The sequence below is a fragment of the Prevotella sp. tf2-5 genome (assembly GCF_900115435.1).
Lineage (GTDB): Bacteria > Bacteroidota > Bacteroidia > Bacteroidales > Bacteroidaceae > Prevotella.
The window spans coordinates 409445-434013 of the sequence record NZ_FOWK01000002.1; the positions used below are offsets into that span (position 1 = coordinate 409445).

Genomic DNA, 24569 nt, shown 5'->3' on the forward strand with positions numbered 1-24569 from the left:
CTTAGTGTCATGGCGCAGGAGACGGAGGAGGAAACAGCCGAGTTCACCTCCGACCTGTTTGGAGGTCCGGTGCTGGCACCTGACGTGATGCCTAAGGGGCGCCTGCAGTGGGAGCCTTATGCCTTTTATCAGCACGATAAGATGTTCGACGAGGATTACCATACGTGGTCGCCGTTCTCCTTTGTCCTTCGTTATGGTATCTCCAGTACCACAGAGCTTCGCTTCCAGGCGGCATGGCTGCACACGAATGACGAGGGAGAGAACTACCATGGAATAGGTGATCTCGCCTTTGGCTTCAAGACTAAACTGTTTGAGGGATGGAAAGCAGTCCCTGCTATCTCGCTATTGGGAAATGTCTATATTCCTGGTGGGGAGAACTACTCGTTCCTGCCCGACAACTTCGGTGGACAGCTCGGACTGCTCTTTGCCAATGAACTCACGTCCTGGTGCTCGCTGAACTATTCGGGAGGACTAATATGGGATGACACCCCGCGGCCTACCGTGACCTGGGGCGCTTTCTTTGACATCGCGCTCAATGACCGGCTCACCCTCTCTCTTGAAGAGAGTAATTATTATTATGGTGCGGATGAGGATGAACAGGTGCAGCCGTGGGCATGTGTGACACTCTCTTATCAACTCAAGCCACGCATAGAGTTGGGAATCTGTACGGATATCAGTCTCAGGCATCACAATCGCTTCTTCGATGTCATGGTGGGTGTGGCATGGCAGTTGACAAAGAAATAAAAGTAAAATAAACATAATTTATTTTGTGTTTTACGCACTAATTCGTAATTTTGCAACCAATTAATCAGTTAAGCCCTCGTCGGTGTCTCGCGCAGGCACTGAGCAGACTAACAAAACGACGGCTCTCGGGTAGGGCTGGCATGGTCGGCAAGGGATAAGTATAACATTTTAAACAACAAATCGCAATTATGGCAGAAATGAATTTTGGTGGCGTGATGGAGACTGTAGTCACCAGCAAGGAGTTCTCTTTGGAGAAAGCACGTGAGGTTTTGAAGGATGAGGTTATTGCAGTCATCGGTTATGGTGTGCAGGGTCCTGGACAGGCTTGCAACCTGCGTGACAACGGCTTTAACGTGATCGTTGGACAGCGTCAGGGTAAGACCTATGACAAGGCTGTTGCCGACGGCTGGGTTCCTGGTAAGACACTGTTCTCTATCGAGGAGGCTGCTGAGAAGGGTACTATCCTCTGCATGCTGCTCTCTGATGCTGGTCAGATGCAGCAGTGGCCTACCATCAAGCAATATCTGAAGCCCGGTAAGACCTTGTACTACAGTCATGGTTTCGCTATCAACTGGAGCGACCGCACAGGTGTTGTTCCTCCCAAGGATGTTGACGTTATCATGGTGGCTCCTAAGGGTTCCGGTACCTCTCTCCGCACGATGTTCTGCGAGGGTCGTGGCCTGAACTGCTCTTATGCTGTTTATCAGGATGCTACTGGTAAGGCTAAGGAGAAGACACTCGCCTTCGGTATCGGTATCGGTGCTGGTTATATGTTCGAGACGACCTTCCAGCGTGAGGCTACCTCTGACCTGACTGGTGAGCGTGGCTCACTGATGGGTGCTATCCAGGGCTTGCTGCTCGCACAGTATGAGGTGCTCCGTGAGAACGGTCACTCTCCCTCTGAGGCTTTCAACGAGACTGTTGAGGAGCTGACCCAGAGCCTTGGTCCGTTGTTCGGTGCCAAAGGTATGGACTGGATGTACGCTAACTGCTCTACTACCGCACAGCGTGGTGCCCTCGACTGGGCTCCCCGTTTCCACGACGCTATCAAGCCTGTGATGGAGTGGCTGTACTACTCTGTGAAGACGGGTAATGAGGCTCAGATCACCATCGACGCTAACTCTAAGCCCGACTATCGTGCCGGTCTGGAGAAGGAACTCGAGGCTATGCGCAACCAGGAGATGTGGCGTGCCGGTGAGACTGTCCGCAAGCTGCGTCCCGAGAATCAGGAAGATTAATTCTGTCTGATAAATATTTAACAAAAGACCGCTCAGGTTTCGCGTGAAATCCACCAAGTCCTAACTTGGTGTCAAATACGCAAAATCTGAGCGGTTTTCGTATTCCCTTGATACTGAGTGTGTTCCCCGTTTCTCCCTCTTTCTGACCCTCGGAAAACACCCTGAAAACACGCAAAAAAGCCCTTAAAAGGCACTGTTTTTCACTTTGAAAGGCGGCACCTAAAGGGTCCGAAGGCGGCACCTAAAGGGTAGGAAGGTGCCGCCTAACCCCTCCGAAGGTACGTCCTTCCTCCGTTTTTGCCCCAAACACCCCTGTTTTTTGCTTCCTCTCATCCTAGAATGCACAAAAATCCATACACGATTTTTGACCAAATTTTTTGACAATATATAGTTTGCAATCACGTTTCTAATCTTTGTCATAAACACGAATTCTATGGAATATGGTCAAATTAATTATCGGATAATCTTGGAAGTTATTAGATTTCTTACAGAATGAGATACGGAATGCAAGAGTGGCATAACAGAATTCTTGCTTGATGCAATATCTTATTATAAAGCAAGAACCCTGTCATGTTTTTAACTATATTGATGCAGTTTACATTCGGCTCTTCTCTGCATTGCCAGCACCTGTTCCCTTGTACTTCGAGCGGGTGGCGTTGAAGTTGTATTGCAGTGATATGCCGATTTCCCTGGAATATTGGTTGGCATTGCGGGTCAGGACCTCTACAGGGTAGTAGCCCTCCCATTTGTCACGGAGCGTACGGAAGATGTCGTTGGCAAAGAGTACTGCCGTTAGTTGACCATTCATGAAAGTCTTTTGCAAGCGGGCGTTCACGTTGAACTCATAATGCTGGCGGCTGAAGCCATAGTCGTGGGTGGTGGCGTAGTGGATATAGACCATCGCTTTGGCAGTCTTTCCCAATGCCAGCCAGTTGCGCAGGTTGATGCTCCACTCAGGTCTGTTAAGACTATGGACAATGCCATGTTGCCTTACATCGAAGAACTGCTGGAAGTAGCCGAGGGTGAGTGTCGGTGTGTAGATGCCCCATTTAGGTGAGGCTACTATCGAGGCGTGACAGCAGTTGAAATCGTCGAAGTTCTCGTTGCGCCACATGATGATGTCTCTGCCCTGCTGATAGAGACTGCTGAAGTTCAGAATCTTGTCGCTGTAGTGCTCGAAGCCAGCATTGAAACTAAGCCAAGAGTAAGTAACGCTGAGGTCGATGTCCTGACGGATTGCCGGACGCAGCATCGGGTTACCACCCTCTACCTGATAGCGGTTGTCGTATTGCACATAGTTGCTCAATGAGCGATAACTGGGGCGGTTGATTCGCTTGGTATAACTGAGTTGCAGTCCCCACTTGTCCTTCTGCCAGCCTATAGACACATTAGGGAAGAGGTCATTGTAGGTTCGGCTCGGCTCTGGCTGAATATCGCTGCGGATACTATATGACTCATAATCGGTGCTTACGTGCTCATAGCGCAGACCAGCATTAAGGCTCCAGTGTTCTAACTGCACTTTGTACTCGGCAAAACCCGCCAGATTGTTTTCCTTGATATGGTTTTCGGAGGCAGGTACCCATCCTTCTATATTCTCACTCATGCCGTTACTATGGGTGCTGGTGGTCTCAGAGCCTACGCTCAGTTCGCCTTTCCACACGGGATAGGAGAGTACGAGTTTTGCAGCCAGCATCCTGCGACGGTCCTCTGCATTGCTGTGGATGTCGCGGTTTTCCAGTTCTGTGCTTCTTTCCGTCTCGATGTCTCTGCGTACAGTCTTCTGCCAAAGCCATGTGCCATTGAAGTCAATACCCAGTTTGCCTATCTTGCCTACATAATAGATGTTGGCATCATGGTCGGGTATGGTGGTGTGGTTGACGTGCATCCATTGGCTCACTTTGCCCTCCAACTGTCCATTACGATAGATTGTTTGCGAACCATTCATCTCACCACTACCATAGAGTTCGCCAGAACAACTGTATGTCATTCCTATGGAGTTGTTTTCATCGATGTCATAACTGAGTCCGGCTTTGCCGTGTACAGAGGTGAACCATATAGAATTGGGGGCAGTCTGGTCGATGTGGATGGGGTTGTTGTCGAACAGGAGTTCTGATGAAAGAACCGGGTCTTCTGAATAATGGTGGTTGTAGAAAGTACCTGTGCCGAAGACTTCCAACCCGCCAGTACGGTATCTTAGGGTGAAGTCCTCATAGTTGGTCCACCAGTCGTTGTATTTTGTTTGAGTGAATGCCTCTACGCTCAGACCGTTGTCTTGTCGCTTGATGGTCTTGATACGGATGACGGCACAGACTTCGGCGTTGTATTTCGCACCAGGCGAGGTGATGATATCGACACTTTTGATGTCCGTCGATTTGAGTTGTTTCAGTTCCTTCGCGTCACGTACCTTTTTATTATTGATATAAATCTCCGGCTCGCCTTTGGCAAAGACGGTGAACTTGCCGTCGCCGCCCTCCACACGAGGCAGCATCGAGAGCAGGTCATCGGCTGTCCCTACGTCTTTCAGGATGGAGTTCTGTATCTCAACGGTCATGCCGCCAGGGGTGGACTTATACTGCGGAATCTCGCCCTTCACCACGACGTTCTTCAATACGATGGCATCACGACGGAGGCGGATGTTGCCCACCTCACCGACGGTGCAGGGCTGGTAGTGCGTCTTGTAGCCGACGAACGACACACGGATAAGCATGTGGCCAGGGCGGCAGGGGATGACGAAATCGCCGTTGGCATTTGTCACACCGCCATTGATGAACGAGGAATCGGCAGGCAGCAGCAAGGCTACGTTGGCAAACTCCACGGGCTCCCCCTGTTCGTTAATCACGCACCCGATGACCTTCTGCGCCTCTTTTTGGATGCACTCTACGGTGATGAGACTGTCGGTCTCAGTAATCTTCATCGGATAAAAGCCTACCACCTGACGCACAGCATTGCCGATGGTCTGGTTGCGGAAACTGGTGGTGACAGTGAAGTCCTCCAGTTCGTTGTAGATGAAACTGATGCGGCTGTCCGCTTGTGAACGGTTCAGGTCGATGAGCACGTCGGAGAGCGAGACTTCGGTGTAACTCTTACTCAGTTTCTGCGCTTGTGCTTCGACTAAGCCAAGGCACAATATAATAAGGTATAATATATGTCTCATGGCTTACTCGATGATTAGCGTGTCGCCGTTAAGTGTCAGGTGTACTTTCTCGAATCGGTTCAGTTCCTCCACGACCTGCTGGAGTGGCATCTGCGGATTCCACGGGTAGTAGAGACGCAAGGCAGCGGTCTCGGCATTCCTTATCTCGATGGTTATGCGGTAGGCAGATGCTAGTTCGACAGCGATGTCCTTGAGGGGGACGTTCTCAAAAGTCTTCGGTTCACAAAGTGTCAGACTCTCTTGTGAGGACTGTCTTACAGCAGGGGCTGATGTTTTGTGAACAATGACTGTCGTATCTTGGACTTCAGTCTTTTGTGAGTGGCTGTTGCTGATGATATGGATAGCGGCATAGGCAATCCCTGACAGCATCAGTACGCCGATAAAGAGTGCCGCTATCTGCGTCCATCCCCAAGACTTGCGTTTAGGGGTAAAGTGCTTTACCTCGAACTTCTGCCATTCCTCGTCAAGGTCCACCTGTGTCTCCTCAGCATACATCTGCCGTAGCAGCTCCTCTAATTTGTCATTTGATTCCATAACCTAAGGATTTTAAGTGTTCTTTAATTCGTTTGAGTGACTGTGACAGATGGTTATGAACAGTGACTTCGCTGACTTGTAACTCCTCGGCGATCTCCCTGTATTTCAGTCCTTGCTGGTAGCGCAGACGGAGTACCTGTTGGGAGAGGGGAGGCAGCTCGTTGCTGACAAAGCGGTGAATCATTCCCAGTAGTTCCTCATCCACCTCGGATGTCGTGGGATTCCAGTCCGCTATGACTGCTTGTGTCCGCTGCTGATGAGCCAGCAAGTTGATACAGCGGTTGCGCACACTGGTCAGCAGAAATCCTTGAAGAGTTGTGGAGTGGAGGTCGACGGTGCTGTTTAGCAGTTGGGTGAACACATCGCTTACCACGTCCTTGCTGTCCGCCTCGTCATGGAGCATACGCAGTGCAAAAGCGTACATCCCTTTGTAATAGTGTCGGAATACAGCCTCAAACTCTTGCTTGTCTTTCATCTGTCACTTAGTCTTTTTATCCTATATACAAACGAATACCTTGTTTTCCTAAGCAAAAAGACGGGAAAATATCAGGGAATTATCAGATAGCCGTCCTTCTGCATGATATATTCCTCTTGCAGAAGGTAGGTGAGGGCTTTGTCCAGCTCTTCCTTGGGCAGTTGCAGCCGGAGGAGCTCTGTGACGTGATGACGCTGGCGGTCGGAGAGTAGGGTGAGGATCTGCTGTTTCGCCTGTTGGATGTCCGTCTTGCTGGTGTGATGGCAGACATCACACTGTCCGCAGTCCTTCGTGTCTTTCTCACCGAAATACTCCAGCAACTGGCGACTGCGGCACTTGCTGTTATCCTTGGCATACCGCAACATCGCCTCGATGCGCTCCTTGTATTGTGTCAGGCGCTCCTCATAGACTTCCTTTGACAGCAGCACATGCTCGCTGTCCTCCCTCCGCTGCATATAACGGATATACGGCACCTGTTTGCGGGGGATGAAATGGAGGACGTGTTTCTCGGAAAGTCCCTTCAGCGTCTGATAGACCTCATGCGACTTCATGCCACACTGGTTGGCTATCATACTCTCGTCGATGAAGCCGTAGTCAGCAAACAATCCTCCGTAGTTGCGTAGCAGGGCGATGATGACTTTTTCCTCGTTGGGATTCTCGCCTCGGAGACGGTACAGGTCGTCACGGGTCACCAAGAACTTGACTCGTGCCTGATTGTCTTGTTCCTCCGTATACTCGATATAACCGGCACGCTGCAGGATCTGCAGGGCGGAATGTACGCGGATGGGGAAGTGGTTGAACTTATGACAGAAGTCGTCGATATTGAACTCACGCGATACGCCATAGCCGTCGCCTGTGGCTATCTGATAGTAGTAGGCGAGATGGTCGTACACCTTACGGATATAGTCTTTCTCCGGGAAGGTATCGCTGACACGCTTGATGAGTTTCGGCTCGTCGGCATTATTATATAATAGGACGGCGCGAGCCGGTTGTCCGTCACGTCCCGCACGTCCCGCCTCCTGGAAGTAAGCTTCGATGGAGTCGGGGAGGTCGTAATGTGCCACGATACGCACATCAGGTTTGTCGATACCCATGCCGAAAGCATTCGTCGCCACCATGATACGCACCCGGTCGTGCTGCCAGTCACGCTGTCGCTTGTCTTTCTCCGCATGCTCCAGTCCAGCATGATAGAAGGTGGCGCTGAGACCTGCCTCTGTCAGATGCTCCGCTATCTCACGGGCATGGCGGCGACTACGTACATAGACGATGGCAGCGCCTTTCTCTCCCTCCAATAGTTGAATCAGTTCCGTCCGCTTGTCCACCGCATAACTCACGAGGTAGGTGAGGTTCTTACGCTCGAAACTCATCCTAAAGACATTGAACTTTTCCCTTTGCCATTCGTCTATTGACAATCTCTCACAGATATCCTCCACAACCTTGGGAGTCGCTGTCGCTGTCAAAGCGAGGACGGGGACATCGGGACAGATACGGCGGATGTCAGCGATCTGGAGATAGGAGGGACGGAAGTCATAGCCCCACTGACTGATACAGTGTGCCTCGTCGACCGTGATAAAACTGACCTGCATGTGCTTGAGCTTCGTCTGGAAGAGCTCACTGCCCAGACGCTCAGGGGAGACATAAAGGAGCTTGGTATTTCCCAAGATACAGTTCTCCAGTACTCGCAGGATATCATCACGCTGCATACCGCTATAGACGGCAGCCGCCATGATACCCCGCTGGCGCAGGTGATGCACCTGGTCTTTCATCAGGGCTATCAGGGGGGTGATGACGATGCAGACACCCTCCATGGCAAGTGCCGGTACCTGAAAGGTGATGGACTTGCCACCACCTGTAGGCATCAGTCCCAGTGTGTCATGTCCGGCACCGACAGACTCGATGATCTCCCGTTGAATACCCCGGAAGTCATCATAGCCCCAGTATTGTTTAAGGATTTGTTGATAGTTGCTCATCTTCCGATGGTCGGATATCCTCTATCTGCAACTGTACCTCCCCACGCTTGTAGGTGTTCTCCTCAATCGTATAGACAATGTCGAAAGAGTGTTTCGACTTGATATAACGAGCCTCGGCACTCTGTCCGAAGGCGATACCGTTCATGACGACAGCCGACTTGGAGTCGACGAGTTCCAGTTTGATATGCTCTTGATGACGCCCCACCACCTTCGAGGTACCGAAGTCGTAGACATTACGGGTCAGGAACAGGGGCTTGGGATTCTCAGGACCATGAGGTGCCAGGCGACGCAACTCGTTATGCAGTTTCTTGGAGATATCCTTGAAGTCTATCTCCTCGTCGATGTCGAGGGTAGGCAAAGTCTGCTCTGGCAGGATATGTCCGCTGACATACTCCTGGAAGCGACGGCGGAACTCCGGGATATTCTCCTGTTTGAGTGTCAGTCCGACGGCATAGGTATGTCCTCCGAAATTCTCCAGGATGTCACGACAACTTTTGATGGCGTCATAGATGTCGAAGCCGGCAACACTACGTGCTGAGCCAGAGGCGATACCATCGATAATCGTCAGGACGACGGTGGGGCGGAAATACAGCTCCGTCAGACGGGAGGCGACGATGCCTACCACTCCTTTCTTCCATCCCTCGTCATAGAGCACGATAGACTGCATGTGCTGCTGGCTCTCCAGGCGCGCCACGATATCGTTCGCCTCCTTGGTCATCTCCTTGTCGACATCCTTACGCTGCTCGTTATACTCGTTGATGCGATTTGCCTCAGTCAGTGCTTTCTGTAAGTCTTTCTCCACCAACAGCTCCACAGCCTCCTTGCCGTTCTGCATACGTCCGCTGGCATTGATACGGGGTCCGATCTTAAAGACGATATCACTCATCGTCAGCTCACGACCGGTGAGTCCGCAGATCTCTATGATCGCCTTCAGACCTATCGACGGACTCTGGTTCAACTGTTTGAGTCCATGGAAGGCAAGGATACGGTTCTCTCCCGTCACAGGGACAAGGTCAGCGGCAATACTCACGGCGCAGAAGTCGAGTAGGGGTATCAGCCGGGCAAAGGGAATGCCATTGTTCTTGGCAAACGCCTGCATCAGCTTAAAGCCTACGCCGCATCCGCACAGGTCCTTGAACGGATAAGTGGAGTCCTCCCGTTTGGGATTGAGGATGGCGACGGCAGGAGGCATCACCTCATCAGGGACATGATGGTCACAGATGATGAAGTCGATACCCTGCTGCTTCGCATAGGTAATCTCCTCGATAGCCTTGATACCGCAGTCGAGGACGATAATCAGTTTCACACCAGTCTCCTTGGCATAGTCTATTCCCTTGATACTGACACCATAACCCTCCTCTTCACGGTTGGGGATATAGTACTCTATATTGGAATAGAACTGCTGCAGGAACTTGTATACTAATGCCACCGCGGTACACCCGTCGACATCGTAGTCGCCATATACCATGATACGCTCCTTGCGTCCCATCGCATCGTTCAGGCGGTCAACGGCTACATCCATGTCGTTCATCAGGAACGGGTCGATGAGCTCGTTCATCATCGGTCTGAAGAATCGCTTTGCCGCACTCTCCGTCTTGATGCCGCGACCTATCAGCAGGTCGGCGACGATTGGACTCATGCCAATCTTCTCCGCCAGCTCCTTAGCCGCTTGTTGTCTTTCGGGTGTAGGTGGTTCGTAATTCCATTGATAATGCATTTCTAAAGACCGAGTTTCTTGCGGATGTCCTTGGGAATCGCATTCTTATTGACGGTATAGTCCATAGTGTTGGCGGCGATGAAGGTCTTGGTCATATACCAGATACCTTTGTAGTCGCCACTCTCACCCCATGAGTTCTTTACCATATAGTACTCCTTGCCGTTCTGATCCTTGGCGATACCATAGATCAGCATACCATGGTCGTCGGTGAGCTCCCAGTTGTCGTAACGCTCCTGACGCATCTCCTGGGTGGGGACAATCTCAGGGACGGTGCAGCCAAGGGAGTCGATGAGGTTACGCTTCTTGGCGGTGGTCATCTTCAGCCATCTCGCCATGTCACTGCCTTGCAGGCTCTCGGTCTTCTTGGTGTCGATAGCATAGGCGAGACCCTTGCGAGTGAAGCCGTCCTCGCTGACATCACCGCCCCATGCCACGGTATAACCGTTCATGACGGCATTGTCGATGACCTGCATCATCTCGTCCATCGGGAGGTTATAGGACAGCGGGTTACGCCAGTTGTCCTGTACCTCCACGGCAAAAGCGGTGTAGAAAGGATGGTGGGTGTAACTGGTGATGCTCACATAGTCGTTCCAGTCGAGTCCCAGGCTGGCGGCGAAGGTCTGTGGGGTATAGGTCTTGCCCTCATAGGTGAAGGTCTCTGGACACTTTCCGAGATATGCGTCAAGGATGCCTTGCAAGCCCACCTTCCACTGAGAAGACAACTTGTTTGCCTTGTTCTTGGCAACAGCCTCTACGTACGGCTCCAGGATGGAGAAGAACTCGTTGAAGTTGTTCAGGGAGTCACCATAGAGAGACCCCGGGAAAGGCATGGCATCGTCAGGACAGATACCGTAGTGCTGCAGCACGTAGTGTACGTCATAGGCGGAGCCACCCTGTGCGAACTGACAGTCACCATGCAGGCGTACTACCTGAATGGCACGGTCCATATAGGTCTTGTTGGCAACGAAAGACTCACAGAGGTTGTAAGTCTTACCGCTCTTCTTCAGAATCTCTGCCTCGAAGAAGGAGAGGGTAGAGTAATCCCAGCACGTCCCGCTTCGGTTCTGGTCCTTGATGGAGGTGATGGGATTCTCCTTAATCACCGTGAACACGGGTTTGTTGCTTTTGACGGAGTCTTTGTCCTCCGCTTGTGCGCCTACCGCCACAAGGGCGAGTAGCGCAAGGGTCATTAGTTTCTTCATTTTTTTTCTTTTTTATTTTGTTATTTCGGTATTTCGGTATTTCGGTATTCCGGTATTTCGGTATTCCGGGTATTCCGGGATTCCGTTATTTCTTGTTGTTGGCCATGAACTCTTCGAGTTCCTGGGGATGGTAGGGGATGCGCTTGCTTCCTAAGAAGCGGCAGCCATCGCTGGTGATGAGCACGTCATCCTCAATGCGGATACCACCGAAGTCTTTGTAGGTCTCCAGCTTGTCGAAGTTGATAAACTCCTTGCAGTGTCCGTTCGCCTTCCACTCGTCGATGAGGGCAGGGATGAAATAGATGCCTGGCTCGTCGGTGACGACGAAGCCTTCCTCTAAGGTACGTCCCATGCGCAGACAGTTGGTGCCGAACTGTTCCAGATCAGGTCGTGTCTCCTCATCGAAGCCCACATAGATCTGTCCCAGACCCTCCATGTCGTGAACGTCCATACCCATCATGTGTCCTAAACCGTGGGGCAGGAACATGGCATGGGCGCCGGCACGGACAGCCTCCTCCGTATCGCCTCTCATGAGTCCGAGCTCTTTCAAGCGCTCCGTCATCATACGGCAGACGGCAAAATGCACGTCTTTATATTTCACACCGGGTTTTGCCACCTCTAACACATAGTCGTGGCATGCCTCTACGATGCTGTAGATCTCCAACTGACGCTGGTCGAACTTACCCGTCACTGGCATCGTACGAGTATGGTCGCTGCAATAGTCGTCCAGTTCGCAACCGGCATCACATAAGGCAAGTCGTCCTGCCTCCAGTTTCGCGTCAGAAGGATTACCGTGCATGATCTCGCCATGCTGTGAGAAGATGGTGGCAAAACTGGTGCCGTTGGCAATACTGCGGGCTATACCGTCGACCTGTCCACCGACAAAGCGTTCTGTCACACCGGGTTTGATAAGCAGTTGGGCAGTGGTATGCATGGCATAGCCCACATCACAGGCTCTGTCGATAGCCGCTATCTCCTGTGGCTCCTTGGTGGCACGCATCTTCACTACGGCATGGATGAGTTCCACGGAGGCTGCCTCCTTTTGTCGGGAAGGATGGATCCCTAACAGATCCATGATCTGTATCTTGGTGTCATGACGATAGGGGGGCAGGAAATGAATGTGAGAGGTCTGATGTTTGATGTACGACGTCAGATGTGACATCGGGGCGGTCTTGTTCACGCCGACCTCGGCAGCTAAGTCACTGACGGAGGGTGTGAACCCCATCCATACGATATCCTCTACGTCGATGTCGTCGCCAAAGATCCATTCCTCGTCGTTGTCGATGTCTATGACTCCCACCAGTCCGTCACGATGTTGTCCGAAATAGTAAAGGAATGAGGAGTCCTGACGCATAGGAGCATAACAGTTGGCAGGATAGTTGCATGGTGCCTCGTTATTGCCGAAGAGCACGATAATCCCTTTGCCCACCAGCTTTTTGAGTTCAGCGCGACGCTGAATATATGTATTCTTATCAAACATATGTCTATAATTCGGTAATATTATCCAATTAGTTCGCAAAGTTACACATTATTTATGAAATTATACTACCTTTGCATCATAAAAAGCATTAAAATGCAAATAACGTCTAACACAGGACTGGTTCTCGAAGGTGGGGGGATGCGTGGTGTCTTCACCTCTGGTGTACTTGATGCGTTTATGAAGCATGAGGTCTATTTCCCTTATGTGGTAGCCGTGTCGGCGGGTGCCTGTAACGGTCTGTCGTATATGAGTCAGCAGCCCCGCCGTGCCCGTTTCTCGAACATCGACATGCTACAGAGATATGATTACATCTCATTGAAGAACCTGATCGTCAACGGCAGTATCTTCGACCCGGAGATCCTGTATGAGCGTTTCCCTAATGAGATCGTGCCTTTCGACTATGACACTTACGAGCAGAATCCTTGTGTCTTCGAGGTGGTCACCACCAACTGTAGGACAGGACGTGCCATGTATCTCTCAGAGAAGCACGACCACCGTCGCCTGACACAGATCGTCAAGGCTTCCAGTTCCCTGCCTTTCGTCGCACATATCACGACGGTTGACGGCATACCTATGCTTGACGGCGGTATTGTCGACAGCATTCCTATTGTGCGTGCCATTGACACAGGGCATCATGAGAATGTGGTGGTGCTGACGCGCAACCGTGGCTATCGCTCGTCGGAATTTGATTTCAAGACACCTAAGTTCATCTACAGGAACTATCCTCGTCTGCGGGTGGCGTTGAGTCACAGGACGGAAGAGTATAACAAGCAACTGGAATTGATAGAGCGTATGGAGGACTGGGGCGAGGTTATGGTTATTCGTCCTGAGCGTCCCCTGGAGGTAGGACGTATCTGTGAGGATGTGGTGAAACTGGAACGCCTCTATGAAGAAGGGTTCCAGCTTGGTGAGAAGTTTATTCTCTCAGAAGGTCTGGCCTGAGCTTGCGGGTGCGCTCCATCGCCTGTTCCAATTCCCAGTTGCGTATTTTAGCCTCATTGCCTGAAAGCAATATCTCTGGTACTTTCCATCCCTTATAGTCCGCGGGACGGGTGTAGATAGGGGCGGCGAGGAGGTCGTCCTGAAAACAGTCTGACAGTGCCGACTGCTCATCACCAATCACACCCGGTACTACTCTCACAATAGCGTCAGCGATCATTGCCGCCACCAGTTCACCTCCTGTGAGAACGAAGTCTCCGATTGATATCTCTTTGGTAATCAGGTGGTCACGCACTCTTTGGTCAACTCCTTTATAGTGTCCCGCAAGGATGATGAGGTTACCTTTCAGAGAGAGCTCGTTTGCCATGTGCTGGTCGAAACGCTCCCCGTCAGGTGACGTGAAAATCACCTCGTCGTAGTCACGTTCCGCCTTCAGTGCTGTGATACAACGGTCGATGGGTTCACACTGCATCACCATACCCGCACTACCCCCATAGGGATAATCGTCTACACGTCTCCATTTGTCAAGCGTATAGTCACGCAGGTTATGCAACCGTATCTCGGCAAGTCCTTTCTTCTCGGCACGGGCGAGGATACTCTCATGTACAAAGCCCTCCAGCATTTCGGGCAGCACCGTGATAATGTCAATTCTCATGATTTATAAAACTCCTTGATCTGTTCGATATAACGTTCTCCGATGGTACGCCCCATTTCATAGACATGTCTCATCTCATCAGGGTTGTGGGAGATATGACCGATGGGGATCTTCCCGTCAGGGCGGATGACTAGGCAGCGTCCTTGTCGTTCTGCCTCTGCCACATAGTCCAGCTCGTGGTTATACATGACATGCCGCTCGTCCATCGCCTTGAGCATCTTAGGATATTTCCTAAGTGCGATGCGCATGACGGGCATCAGTTTGTTGGGTTCCTTCACGAAGCCTTTGGGCTGTGTCAGGATGACCACATTGCGGTTGAAGCCCTGTCGCTCGTAATACTCCAGGGGGATGGAGTCGCTGACACCACCGTCCAGCAACTGGTGTCCTTGTACCTTAACCACCTTTGAAGCCAGGGGCATGGACGCCGAAGCCCTCAGCCACTCCAGTTCCTCATAGTCCACATGGTCGATGTCGTGATAGACCGCCTGTCCTGTCAGTACGTCTGTGCATACGACAGTAAACCTCATGGGGTTCTGCTCGAAGGTCTGTGTGTCAAAGACGTCATACTCGTAAGGCACCACGTGATAGCCGAACTCAGCATTGAAATAATTGCCACTCCTCAGCAATGAGCGTATTCCACTATAGCGGGCATCCTTCGCAAAACGGGTGTTATAACGGATAGCCCGTCCTATCTGCCGGGACTTGTAGTTACAGCCGAAGGCGGCACCCGCCGATACACCGATGAGTCCGTCAGGCTCGACACCGTGCTCCATCATCACGTCTGTCACTCCTGCCGACCACAGCCCCCGCATGGCGCCCCCTTCCAATACCAGTCCTCGTCTCATCATAGCTTTTTCAGATGTTTGGCTCGTCCCAGACAGTTGTCTGTGAGCAGGTCGTACCCACCGTCTGGTTACCTACCTTCAGCTCGAAGTCACCCTCTTCTAATGTCCAGCGTCCGTCAGCACCTACAAAAGCGAGGTCTTTGGCTGGCAGTTGGAAGGTAACGGTCTTTGTCTCACCAGGTTGCAACTCCACTTTGGTGAAGTCACGAAGTCGTTTGTTGTCAGGAATGACAGAGGCGACGAGGTCACTGGAGTAGAGCAGTACCGCCTCTTTACCGGCACGACTGCCCGTATTCTTCACATTGACTGTGACGGTCAGTATGTCATTGGCAGTGAAACTGGTTTTGTCCACTTTCAGGTTGGAGTATTCATAAGTGGTATAGCTGATGCCATAGCCGAAAGGCCACTGCAGACTGATCTTCGCGTCGTAGTTATAGGCACCAGACATCGTGCCGACCTCCTCGCTGACCTTATAATCGTAAGTGTTAAGGGAGTTGATCTCACGCGGGTAGGTGTATGGCATCTTTGCCGAGAAATTGGCGTCTCCAGCCAGCAGGTTAGCCAGTGCGTCACCACCGTAGTTGCCAGGAATCAGGATGTCGACAACAGCCTTGGCAAGTGGCTCGATATCTGCTATCAGACGGGGGCGCCCTTCGTTCAGTATCAGGATGATAGGCTTGTTTGTCTTGGCAAGTTCCTTGACCAGATCACGCTGGTTGTCCGATAACCAGAGGTCGGTAAGGTTGCCGGGAGTCTCTGTATATGAGTTCTCACCGATACAGGCGATGATGACATCAGCACCTGCGGCAGCATTGACGGCTTTCTGGATCTGTGGCTCGTTCTCATCATAGTAGGCGCCATCCTCCCGGTAGGTCACACCTTGCTCCAGAATGATGTTCTCCTTTCCGTATTTGTTACACAGTGCCTCGTAGATGGTGTTGTATTTCTCTGCCAGGTCTTCTGCATTCGATCCCTGCCAAGTGTAGCTCCATCCGCCATGCAGACAGCGCATCTGGTTGGCGTTGGGACCCGTCAAAAGAATCTTCTTTCCTTTTGCCAAAGGCAGGATGTTGCCTTCGTTCTTCAGCAACACCTCACTCTCCTCGGCGGCATGAAGAGACTTCTGGGCAAACTCGTCACTTCCGAATTTCTCATAGCCTTTGCCACCGGTGTTGGGTTTCTCGAACAACCCTAAACGGTATTTGGCACGGAGGATACGACGTACAGCGTCATCGATACGTGTCATGGACACCTTTCCCTCGTTGACAAGTTCTTTTAGCAGGATACAGAATTCCACACTGTAGGGATCCATCGACATGTCGATACCGGCATTGATGGCAATACGGATGGCATCTTTCTTGTCTTTAGCCACTTTCTCACGAGAGTAGAGGTTGTTGATGTCTGCCCAGTCGGTAACCAGGAATCCGTCCCATTGCAAGTCTTCCTTCAACCACTTGGTCAGGTACTCGTAACTGGCATGAACAGGTACGCCGTTGACGGAGGCAGAGTTGACCATCATCGTCAATGTCCCTGCAAGAGCAGCCTGCTTGAAAGGCTCAAAGTATTTCTCACGGATCATCTGAGGTGACAGATAGGCGGGAGTACGGTCCTTGCCGGTCCAGGGCGCACCGTAAGCGAAATAATGCTTGGTACTGGTTCCTACGTGGTATTGGTCAATATGATTGGGGTCATTACCCTGGTAGCCCTTGATTTCTGCCACCACCATCTTGGCGTTCACAATGGCGTCCTCACCGAAACTCTCGTAGACACGAGGCCATCGTGGGTCACGACTCAGGTCAACGACAGGATTGTATACCCAGGGACAGTTGGCGGCACGGCTTTCATAGGCGGTAATCTCAGCACCGATGCGAACCAGTTCCGTATTAAACGAGGCTCCCATATTGATAGGCTGGGGGAAGAGTGTTCCGCCCTGAGTATAGGTGACGCCATGGTTATGGTCGAGACCATAGATGTCTGGTATACCGATATATTTCATCGATTTCTCTTGAATCAGGCGAATCCATTTCTGCCACTGCTCAACACTGGAGGCACGGGTGCCCGGGGCATTCAGTATGGAACCGACTTTCCACTTCGAGATCAGTGTGTCGAGCATCATCTCGTTTAACTTCCAAACTCTTTTGGTGGTGCCTTCATAGATGTCTATAGGGTAGTTGCCCATCTTGTCGAGAATCTGTTGGTCAGTCATTTTCATGACCTCATCAACCTGAGCCTTTGGCGCTCCAAATTGTTGCAGCACCTGACGTACCTTCTCACGGTCGATCTTGGCATTCTCAACGGATGACTTACCCATCACATCGAGGTTTAGCTCCAGCATCTGCCCGATTTTCTCATCAAGGGTCATCTTGGCGAGTGTTTTCTCAATCTTTGCCTCCAATGCCACATCGCGTGGAATAGCTGGCTTTTGTGCCTGCACTATTACTGTTGTGCAGCTCAGTACTAAGGTAAATAATGTTGTTCTCATACTTAGTTAATACGTTATTTGAGTTATTGTTTTTTGTAGTAGGGACTATCCGTAAACGATAATCGCCTACAAAATTAATCAAAAAAAAGTGATTCCATGCGTCACATCTTAAAAAAGTGTTATCTTTGCAAAAAGAAAATGCTATTCAAATGGACAGTAAGATGATATTGGACTTCTTGCGGGAAGTGATGAAGAATAATAACCGTCCTTGGTTCCAGGAGCACAAGGACGAGTATATGGCAGCACGGAAAGCCTTCGAGACGGATATTGCAAAGGCGATAACGAGGATTACGGCATTTGACAGTTCCGTGGCGCATGTCACCGTGAAGGATTGTACTTATCGTTTTTATCGGGACACACGTTTTTCACCGGATAAGTCGCCCTATAAGAATCATTTTGGAGCTTATATCAATGCTCATGGCAAGAAGGCCTTGCGGGGTGGTTACTATATCCACTTAGAGCCAGACCATTGTTTGCTGGCGGTAGGTAACTATTGGTTACCCACGAATATCCTGACCTCTTGCCGAAATGAGATCATGGCGAATGAGGAAGAGTGGCTGCGATGTGTGGAGTCGAGGGATTTCCTGAAATATTTCGGAGCTCCAGAGGACGCAGACTGGGAAAGTCCTCAGGGGTTTGGGCTTGAGAAACTAAAGACCTGTCCTGCTGGCTTTCCTCGTGACTATCCCTATCTGCACTATCTCCGTCAGAAAGATTATTGTGCATGGCATCATGTCGACGAGCATTTCTTCGAAGGTGAGCAATGGCTCGACCAGATGGTCAAGATCTTCAAGGCGGCAAAACCGATGCTGGATTTTATGAACTCAGTGATAGATGATTATGAGTAGAGGATGGGGACTGGTTATTGGTTGCTGGTTACTGACTGTAGGCTCCTTCGCACAGGACCGTGTTGTGTTGAACAAACAACGCTCGTTCCATAGTACGATTCCTGCGGGAAACTATAGTGGTATCACTTGGTTAGGTGGTAATCAGTATGCTGTGGTCAATGACAAGGCATTAGAGAGTGGCTTTCACCTTTTCACGATAGACATAGACTCTGTTACGGGGAATATCCGTCATGCCTCGGAACATGGTTTCCGTTCTTCCGGGAAAATGAACCGTGATGATGAGGGTATCTGTTTCTTTCCGAAAGACAGTACGGTATGGATAAGTGGGGAAACTGATAATGAAGTGCTGGAATATGCGATGAGCGGGATACTGACCGGGCGCAGGCTCCAGATGCCTTCCGTCTTCAAAAAGGCGAAAAGTAACAAAGGGTTGGAGGCACTGACTTATCAGCCGCAAACAGGTCGGTTCTATACGATAACGGAGAAACCGATGAAAGGTGACAGCCTCTCTCGTCTGCAGAGCTTTGGAGATGATTTCCGTCCCGCCTGCTATTGGCTTTACCGGATGGATGCAAAGTCACAGGAAAAACGTGAGGGGAAACACACACTGGGTGTCCCTGCCTTGGCGGCATTGGAAGATGGCAGGTTGTTGGTGATGGAGCGTGAGATGTTCAACCCCAAGAAGAATATCGGCTCCTATGTATATAATAAGGTATATATAGTGACACCCGCCAAAGAGAACGAAGGACAGCTCCTTGAGAAAAAACTGCTGGTATCCTTTAAGACGAAATTGAACTTGACGGCACGTAGCTTTGCCAATTATGAGGGGATGTGCGTAGGTCCCCGTCTTGCCGATGGCAGACAGGTTGTGGTGCTGATCAGTGACTCACAGAATCAATATAAGGGTTTTCTCAAGGATTGGTTACGGACGATTGTCTTTTAGCGTAATCGAGGTAGTAGCCTATTTTATAGAGCTTGAAGATCCATAGTTGTGGGTGATTGCCGGCGAGTTGTTGACGTTCCCAGGTTCCCATGATATGATGCCATTTCTGCAGCAACCACAGAGTCAGACTAAGCTGCGATGAGATAAACTGTAACATTCGGGAATGGTCTTTTAGCTCGTCACGGAAAGTATACAGGGTACGTAATCCTTCTTCCGTCTTGAGAAGAAAATCCACGTTATTCTCGAAAATCTCAAAGCTCATGGGATTGGCGATATGTTGGATAGTAATGTGGTGTTCTTCTAGTGTGATACCAAAGAAGACATCCTCATATCCATAATACCGAAAACGTTCATCGAAAGGAAATTGCAACATCAGTTCACGGCGTATCATGAAGTTGGCAGTGTGGAAATCCCGGTAGGGCTGTTGCATTCTCTTTTCCACCCGATGTTCATGTTCGGAAGCATGCTCGTAGAGATAGCGCAAATTACCATCAACAGCACCTCTGATGGTCACTCCGCCATATACTACGTCATTCTTGCATTGTATATATTTCTGTAAGAAATCATGACGGCACACGACCATGTCGCTGTCGAGAAACAGCAGCCAAGGGAAGGAGGCTTGCTGGGCTAGGAAGTTGCGAATGGCAGCACGTCCTTTGTTAGAGGAACGGACCAGATAGCGACAATGATCCATCTCTGCTATAGGTGCGTTCTCTTGTAAGACCTCTTGCTGATTGGAGCCATCGTCGGCAACAATGATCTCGTAGTCAATATTCAATATGGCAGCTTGTTCCAGAAGTGTACGAACAAGCGTGATACAACGGTCGTTATAAGTGGGAATGAGAATTGACAAACCTTCCATACGGAAAACAAAATTACGAAAAAATAGTTATAAACCCAAATTTCCTTTAATTTATTTTGGTGTTATCGTCCAAAATAGTAATTTTGCCGCAATTTTGTAAAATAATGAAATAGTAATGAATAAAACATGATGAAAACATTGATGGTGTGCCTGATGATCCTGATGGGAAATGTTGCTCAGGCTCAAGACGTGAAAGATATCCTAAACGGTGTGTTGGGAGGCTCGTCGACAGACGGTGTTGTGAGTAACCTGACGACAGTGTTCTCTAAGAGTAAACAAGCTACTCAAGACAAGATCATCGGTACTTGGTCATATACAGAACCCGCTATCGTCTTCACGTCAGATAATATTCTCGCGAAGGTAGGTTCCAAAATCGCAGCGAATAAACTCGAGAACAAACTGCAGGAGTATCTTACACGCTATGGTATCAAGCCAGGAGCTTTCGTAATGACTTTCAAAGAGGATGGCACTTTCACAGAGACCCTGAATGGTAAGACATCAAAGGGAAAGTGGACTGTCAAAGACTCTAAGCTGCAGTTGACGATTGCTGGTGTGAAGGCACTCAATGTCACTACCCAGATAGATGGTAAGGATATGCAGTTCGTCACAGATGCTACCAAACTGCTGAATCTTTTCAAGAGCCTGGGTGCTAAATCAAGTAACTCGCAGATCAGGACAGTCACCTCGCTGATGAAGAGTGTCAATGGCATGCAGGCAGGTGTCACCTTGCGCAAACAGTAAGTTTTTGCAGAATAATTTGGCGGAATGCAAAAAAAAGCGTACCTTTGCAGCCGCTATTACGAGATAGTAGCATAAAACCGTCGTAAAGACGCTTTTACAAAGCTCAACGACTAAAAGAAATTCAAATTATTAATTAACAATTAAAGTCAAAAACAATGGCAACAAAAATCAGACTGCAGCGCGGTGGACGTAAAGGCTATGCCTTCTACAGCATCGTTATCGCTGACGTAAGAGCACCACGTGATGGTAAATTTACTGAGAAGATTGGTACTTACAATCCAAACACCAATCCTGCCACAGTAGATTTGAATTTCGATCGTGCACTTTACTGGGTGGAAGTCGGCGCACAGCCCACAGACACTGTTCGTAACATCCTCAGCCGTGAGGGCGTTTATTTGATGAAGCACCTGAAGGGTGGCGTGAAGAAGGGCGCTTTCGACGAGGCTGCTGCTCAGAAGAAGTTCGACGCATGGAAGGCTGATAAGCAGAAGGGTCTTGAGAAGATCGCCGCTGAAGAGGCTAAGGCAAAGAAGGATGCTGCTGCCAAGGAACTTGCACAGGAGAAGAAAGTGAATGAGGAGATTGCAAAGAAAGTAGCCGAGAAGAAGGCTGCCGCTGAAGCTGCTAAGGCAGAGGAAGAGGCTGCAAAAGCTGCTGAGGCTGCTGCCGCTGAGGCTCCTGCAGAGGAGGCTCCTGCTGCTGAGGCTGAGGCACCTGCTGCTGAGTAAATCAAACTCCTTGAGAAGAATAAAGGCTGATGCTCGAAAGAGTCTCAGCCTTTTTCTTTGTAGAAAGTCTCGTACTTTTGTGCTACTTTGAGGTAGTCATGGTGTCTCCGTATGTATTCTGTGCTTTGCCGTTTCAGTTCCGGGATGCGTTCAGGATGCAGCACCAGTTCTTCCAGTTCATGGCATACACTCTCGTAGTTGGGTAACACATTGATGACAGGACGTAACTCTTTCTCTCCCAGTATCTCATAATTCTCTGGTTCTCCGCCTCCCACGACAATAATACCTTTCGACATAGCCAAGAGTGCGTTCATTGCTGGTGTGTAACTATAAAGCTGGTCGAGAATCACATCACAATCATCCATCATGTGCTGATACTGTTCAAAGGGTATTCCTTCAGCAACTCTCAGTTCTACCTGCTGTGGATATTTCTTGGCGACCTCCTGCGCTGCCCTCAGCATAATATCAGTTCCCTTGTAAGCACTCCTGTTCTTACTGATACCAGTGAAGATACGCAGTTTACTATGTGTTGTCGGCTGATGGTCGGTGGTTGGCAATACTATGGGAAAAGGTATGAAACGTGTCTTGTCAGGAAAAGCAGGTTGATAGCATACCTGATATTCGTAGAGTCCAGTGATGATGCCATCACAATCCATGGCAATTCTTTTGTTCAGTCGTTCCTTCTCTGTACCAATCCAGTCATTCTGGTCTTTCACCGCTTCCGGATCTGTACGTACCTCAGCACCGAAATTGAAATCACTATATCTGAGGGGCTTTTGATGGGTACAGGTGTACACCCAATACCAATCCATGCCGTATGCTCCAAGGAAGATATGCTTGTTATGCTTTCTCAGATAGTCGTAGAAAAAATAAAGCCGTTCCGCTTTGAGTTCAAAGAACATTGGGTTGATCAGTTGTACGACATCATAGCCTCGCATTTTTGGTAGCAGTGTCCATAGTCTGCAGAGTAGTTGGATGCCCCCAATCTTTCCGGGTTTCCGCGAGACGTCAATGTCTCGTGGATAGTTCTTCCAGAAGTCACCATTGGATATCACGCACACTTCATGCCCCAACTCACGCAGTCCCTTGGCTAATGTGTTGTGTACGTTGCTATATTCTCCTATGAGCAATATTTTCATCTTTCTTTCTTTAATAGTGGAAGCGTATGGAGCAGGATGGAACGTCCCATGCTGTTATTCACTATCCGCTGGAACCATGTATATTGGGAAGTGTATTTACCTTCAGGAAGCGGGAACAGTCCGTTATCGTATAGTTGTTGGATGCGATGGTCCAGTTCTTTCTTAGATTTTGTTTTCACGATGATATTATAGATATAATCCATGGTCAGTTGGGCTATTCTCCGTTGTAGTGCGAGCTTATCCGTATGCGCCATCTTGTCGGTGAGCGTATTCATTTTTGTGATGATGGTATATGAGTCGTCCAGCCGTTTCTGTATATGGGTAGGGTCGGTCTGACTGGTAACCGAAGACTGGTGCTTCCGGTAAAAGTACGCCTGATAATTGGTGGCATATAACTTCTCAGCCCTTAGTATCAACAGAGCCGTGAACTCCTCGTCTTCACCATATTGTATACTGGGGGTGAATCGTAATTCCCCGAGGATAGCTTTGTTGAACAGGTATCCCCATGCTGCCCCATGAATATTGTTGTTGCGCATGAAATAGGAGCCATTGACGGGCGTGACTGACTCTGGTGTCACATGGCTATGCCGGTTGGTGGAGAAATCGAACATCACCATATCCACATTCTCCTGATAGCGCATGATATCCAAGCATTGCTCGTAGGGAGCCTGTATCAGGATGTCATCAGCATCCACAAACTGAATAAATGTTCCCTTAGCGATGTCCAGTCCCTTGTTGCGTGCCACGCTGACCCCTCCGTTCTTCTGTCGTACATAGATGATGTCGTCCTCATATGCTCCCAACTCATTGATAGGACTCTTTTCAGAGCCGTCATCGATAATGATAATCTCCCGTTCGAAGGAGCGCAGGGAGAGTTGCAGGATACTGTCTAAGCATTCCTGTAACATCTGTACGGGCATTTGATAATAGGTGATGATAAAGCTCACCAGCGGCTGGGTTTCTTGAAGAGATGTATGAGTTTGTTGGTTTGGCATAATTTCTTTATTCCTAGTGTGTTGAGTATAATTGCTTTTAGCTTGTCTTTCCCATGGAAGTGTGCTATGTCAACTTGTCTTGCAGCCAAGCGGATTGGTTGTCCGGTGCGTTCCCATACGTCCGACTGGATATTGGCGAGATGTAGATAATAGATGTCGTCCATCGGCATTCCGTTTTGCAGATGGGCATCCAGCAGCATCGACAAGGCGGCACCATCAGCCTGTGCTGTAATGCTCTGAGGGTTGGGGCAATAGTGATAGCCCCCCATTTGCGTGGTAGCTATGGTGGTCGCTGCTCTCAGAAGTCGTGGGAAGGTGTATACGTCCTCGAAGATCTTTCCTACGGGGAAGCGTATGTCATCAAACAAATGCCGCCGGTATATCTTGTTCCATGCGTAAGTATGGAGATATGCTTTGGTGTCCAGCCAGTACTCCTGTGTCTGCTGGTAGGTCCTGTCTTCCAAAGAGAGTCTGTTGACAATCGGATATTCCAAGAGATCATAATCGGGATGTTCTGCCATGATCTGCAGAAGGGCAGGGTAGGTGTCGTCTTCTACATAGTCGTCACTATCCACAAAGGTGAGATAGTCACCTGTCGCCATCTCAATGCCCGCATTACGGGCATCACTCAACCCTCCGTTGTCCTTATGGATCACTTTCACCCGAGCGTCTTTCTCTGCCCAACCGTCACATAACACAGGACAATTGTCTGGTGAACCATCATCCACCAGGATGACCTCCATGTTGTCCACACCTTGGCTCAGCACACTTTCCACACAGCGTTGGAGGGTATGCTCTACTCGATAGACAGGTATGATGACAGACAGTAACATGCGACAAAGGTACGAAATAATTTGTAAATTCATAATATTATTCGT

General features: G+C 49.8%; 21 protein-coding genes. 7 read left to right on the forward strand and 14 right to left on the reverse strand.

All coding sequences use genetic code 11. The features are described from left to right. Window positions 1–9 precede the first annotated feature (9 nt). Window positions 10–744 (forward strand): transporter, encoded by a 735-nt coding sequence (locus BM257_RS03635; RefSeq protein ID WP_092068339.1) that lies wholly within the window; start codon window positions 10–12, stop codon window positions 742–744. A 188-nt stretch (window positions 745–932) separates the two neighbouring features. After that, window positions 933–1982 (forward strand): ketol-acid reductoisomerase, encoded by a 1050-nt coding sequence (ilvC, locus tag BM257_RS03640; RefSeq protein ID WP_092068342.1) that lies wholly within the window; start codon window positions 933–935, stop codon window positions 1980–1982. A 595-nt stretch (window positions 1983–2577) separates the two neighbouring features. Here ilvC and BM257_RS03645 read toward each other — a convergent pair. The 7 genes from BM257_RS03645 to BM257_RS03675 all read right to left on the reverse strand — a co-directional run bounded on the left by BM257_RS03645 (window position 2578) and on the right by BM257_RS03675 (window position 12514). Beyond that, window positions 2578–5136 carry an outer membrane beta-barrel family protein gene (locus BM257_RS03645; protein WP_255405493.1) on the reverse strand — a complete coding sequence of 853 codons (2559 nt, stop codon included), beginning with the start codon at window positions 5134–5136 and terminating at the stop codon, window positions 2578–2580. 3 nt (window positions 5137–5139) lie between these two features. After that, complete coding sequence (locus BM257_RS03650) at window positions 5140–5670, reverse strand: DUF4974 domain-containing protein (RefSeq protein WP_143096733.1); 531 nt, start codon at window positions 5668–5670, stop codon at window positions 5140–5142. Then, window positions 5657–6145 carry a sigma-70 family RNA polymerase sigma factor gene (locus tag BM257_RS03655; protein WP_092068348.1) on the reverse strand — a complete coding sequence of 163 codons (489 nt, stop codon included), beginning with the start codon at window positions 6143–6145 and terminating at the stop codon, window positions 5657–5659. Before BM257_RS03655 ends, BM257_RS03650 begins: the two co-directional genes overlap by 14 nt. 71 nt (window positions 6146–6216) lie before the next feature. After that, entirely contained in the window at window positions 6217–8115 is a 1899-nt protein-coding gene (locus tag BM257_RS03660) for a RecQ family ATP-dependent DNA helicase (RefSeq protein WP_092068351.1), read from the reverse strand. Then, window positions 8090–9832, reverse strand: a complete 1743-nt coding sequence (gene recJ / locus BM257_RS03665) for a single-stranded-DNA-specific exonuclease RecJ (RefSeq protein WP_092068354.1) — start codon at window positions 9830–9832, stop codon at window positions 8090–8092. Before recJ ends, BM257_RS03660 begins: the two co-directional genes overlap by 26 nt. Window positions 9833–9834: 2 nt before the next feature. Beyond that, the gene (locus BM257_RS03670; protein WP_092068356.1) at window positions 9835–11034 is read right to left on the reverse strand and encodes a C1 family peptidase; all 1200 of its coding nucleotides are present in this window, start codon (window positions 11032–11034) and stop codon (window positions 9835–9837) included. A gap of 85 nt (window positions 11035–11119) precedes the next feature. Beyond that, window positions 11120–12514: an aminopeptidase P family protein gene (locus BM257_RS03675; protein ID WP_092068359.1), complete on the reverse strand. Its 1395-nt coding sequence runs from the start codon at window positions 12512–12514 to the stop codon at window positions 11120–11122. 93 nt (window positions 12515–12607) lie between these two features. On the opposite strand from BM257_RS03675, the gene BM257_RS03680 reads away from it, so the two are divergent. Further along, window positions 12608–13456, forward strand: coding sequence for a patatin-like phospholipase family protein (locus BM257_RS03680; RefSeq protein WP_092068362.1), 849 nt, complete (start codon window positions 12608–12610; stop codon window positions 13454–13456). On the opposite strand, the gene trmD is transcribed toward BM257_RS03680, so the two are convergent. From trmD to BM257_RS03695, 3 genes are read right to left on the reverse strand one after another with little or no spacing between them, the layout of a single operon-like run. Further along, window positions 13431–14108, reverse strand: coding sequence for a tRNA (guanosine(37)-N1)-methyltransferase TrmD (trmD, locus tag BM257_RS03685; RefSeq protein WP_092068366.1), 678 nt, complete (start codon window positions 14106–14108; stop codon window positions 13431–13433). The genes BM257_RS03680 and trmD overlap by 26 nt on opposite strands. Beyond that, window positions 14105–14953 carry a patatin-like phospholipase family protein gene (locus BM257_RS03690; protein ID WP_092068475.1) on the reverse strand — a complete coding sequence of 283 codons (849 nt, stop codon included), beginning with the start codon at window positions 14951–14953 and terminating at the stop codon, window positions 14105–14107. The genes trmD and BM257_RS03690 overlap by 4 nt, the downstream gene beginning before the upstream one ends. 10 nt (window positions 14954–14963) lie before the next feature. Beyond that, complete coding sequence (locus BM257_RS03695; protein WP_255405494.1) at window positions 14964–17435, reverse strand: glycoside hydrolase family 3 N-terminal domain-containing protein; 2472 nt, start codon at window positions 17433–17435, stop codon at window positions 14964–14966. Between the two features lie 149 nt (window positions 17436–17584). On the opposite strand from BM257_RS03695, the gene BM257_RS03700 reads away from it, so the two are divergent. Continuing rightward, a complete protein-coding gene (locus BM257_RS03700) occupies window positions 17585–18283 on the forward strand; it encodes a DUF2461 domain-containing protein (protein WP_092068369.1) in 699 nt (232 codons plus the stop codon). After that, window positions 18276–19226 carry an esterase-like activity of phytase family protein gene (locus tag BM257_RS03705; RefSeq protein WP_177216005.1) on the forward strand — a complete coding sequence of 317 codons (951 nt, stop codon included), beginning with the start codon at window positions 18276–18278 and terminating at the stop codon, window positions 19224–19226. The genes BM257_RS03700 and BM257_RS03705 overlap by 8 nt, the downstream gene beginning before the upstream one ends. On the opposite strand, the gene BM257_RS03710 is transcribed toward BM257_RS03705, so the two are convergent. Further along, on the reverse strand, window positions 19195–20088 hold the full coding sequence (locus BM257_RS03710) for a glycosyltransferase family 2 protein (RefSeq protein ID WP_092068376.1): 894 nt from the start codon (window positions 20086–20088) through the stop codon (window positions 19195–19197). The genes BM257_RS03705 and BM257_RS03710 overlap by 32 nt on opposite strands. A 126-nt stretch (window positions 20089–20214) precedes the next feature. Between BM257_RS03710 and BM257_RS03715 the strand changes: the two genes are divergently transcribed. Next, window positions 20215–20829 (forward strand): lipocalin-like domain-containing protein, encoded by a 615-nt coding sequence (locus BM257_RS03715; RefSeq protein WP_092068379.1) that lies wholly within the window; start codon window positions 20215–20217, stop codon window positions 20827–20829. A 155-nt stretch (window positions 20830–20984) separates the two neighbouring features. Further along, window positions 20985–21557, forward strand: a complete 573-nt coding sequence (locus tag BM257_RS03720; protein ID WP_092068382.1) for a 30S ribosomal protein S16 — start codon at window positions 20985–20987, stop codon at window positions 21555–21557. A 44-nt stretch (window positions 21558–21601) separates the two neighbouring features. Here BM257_RS03720 and BM257_RS03725 read toward each other — a convergent pair whose 3' ends face one another. Genes BM257_RS03725 through BM257_RS03735 form a run of 3 tightly spaced genes read right to left on the reverse strand, consistent with a single transcriptional unit; the run spans window position 21602 to window position 24557 of the window. Further along, the gene (locus BM257_RS03725) at window positions 21602–22696 is read right to left on the reverse strand and encodes a glycosyltransferase family protein (RefSeq protein ID WP_092068385.1); all 1095 of its coding nucleotides are present in this window, start codon (window positions 22694–22696) and stop codon (window positions 21602–21604) included. Then, window positions 22693–23691 carry a glycosyltransferase family 2 protein gene (locus tag BM257_RS03730; protein ID WP_092068388.1) on the reverse strand — a complete coding sequence of 333 codons (999 nt, stop codon included), beginning with the start codon at window positions 23689–23691 and terminating at the stop codon, window positions 22693–22695. The genes BM257_RS03725 and BM257_RS03730 overlap by 4 nt, the downstream gene beginning before the upstream one ends. Beyond that, on the reverse strand, window positions 23640–24557 hold the full coding sequence (locus BM257_RS03735; protein WP_369821295.1) for a glycosyltransferase family 2 protein: 918 nt from the start codon (window positions 24555–24557) through the stop codon (window positions 23640–23642). The genes BM257_RS03730 and BM257_RS03735 overlap by 52 nt, the downstream gene beginning before the upstream one ends. Window positions 24558–24569: the final 12 nt, after the last annotated feature.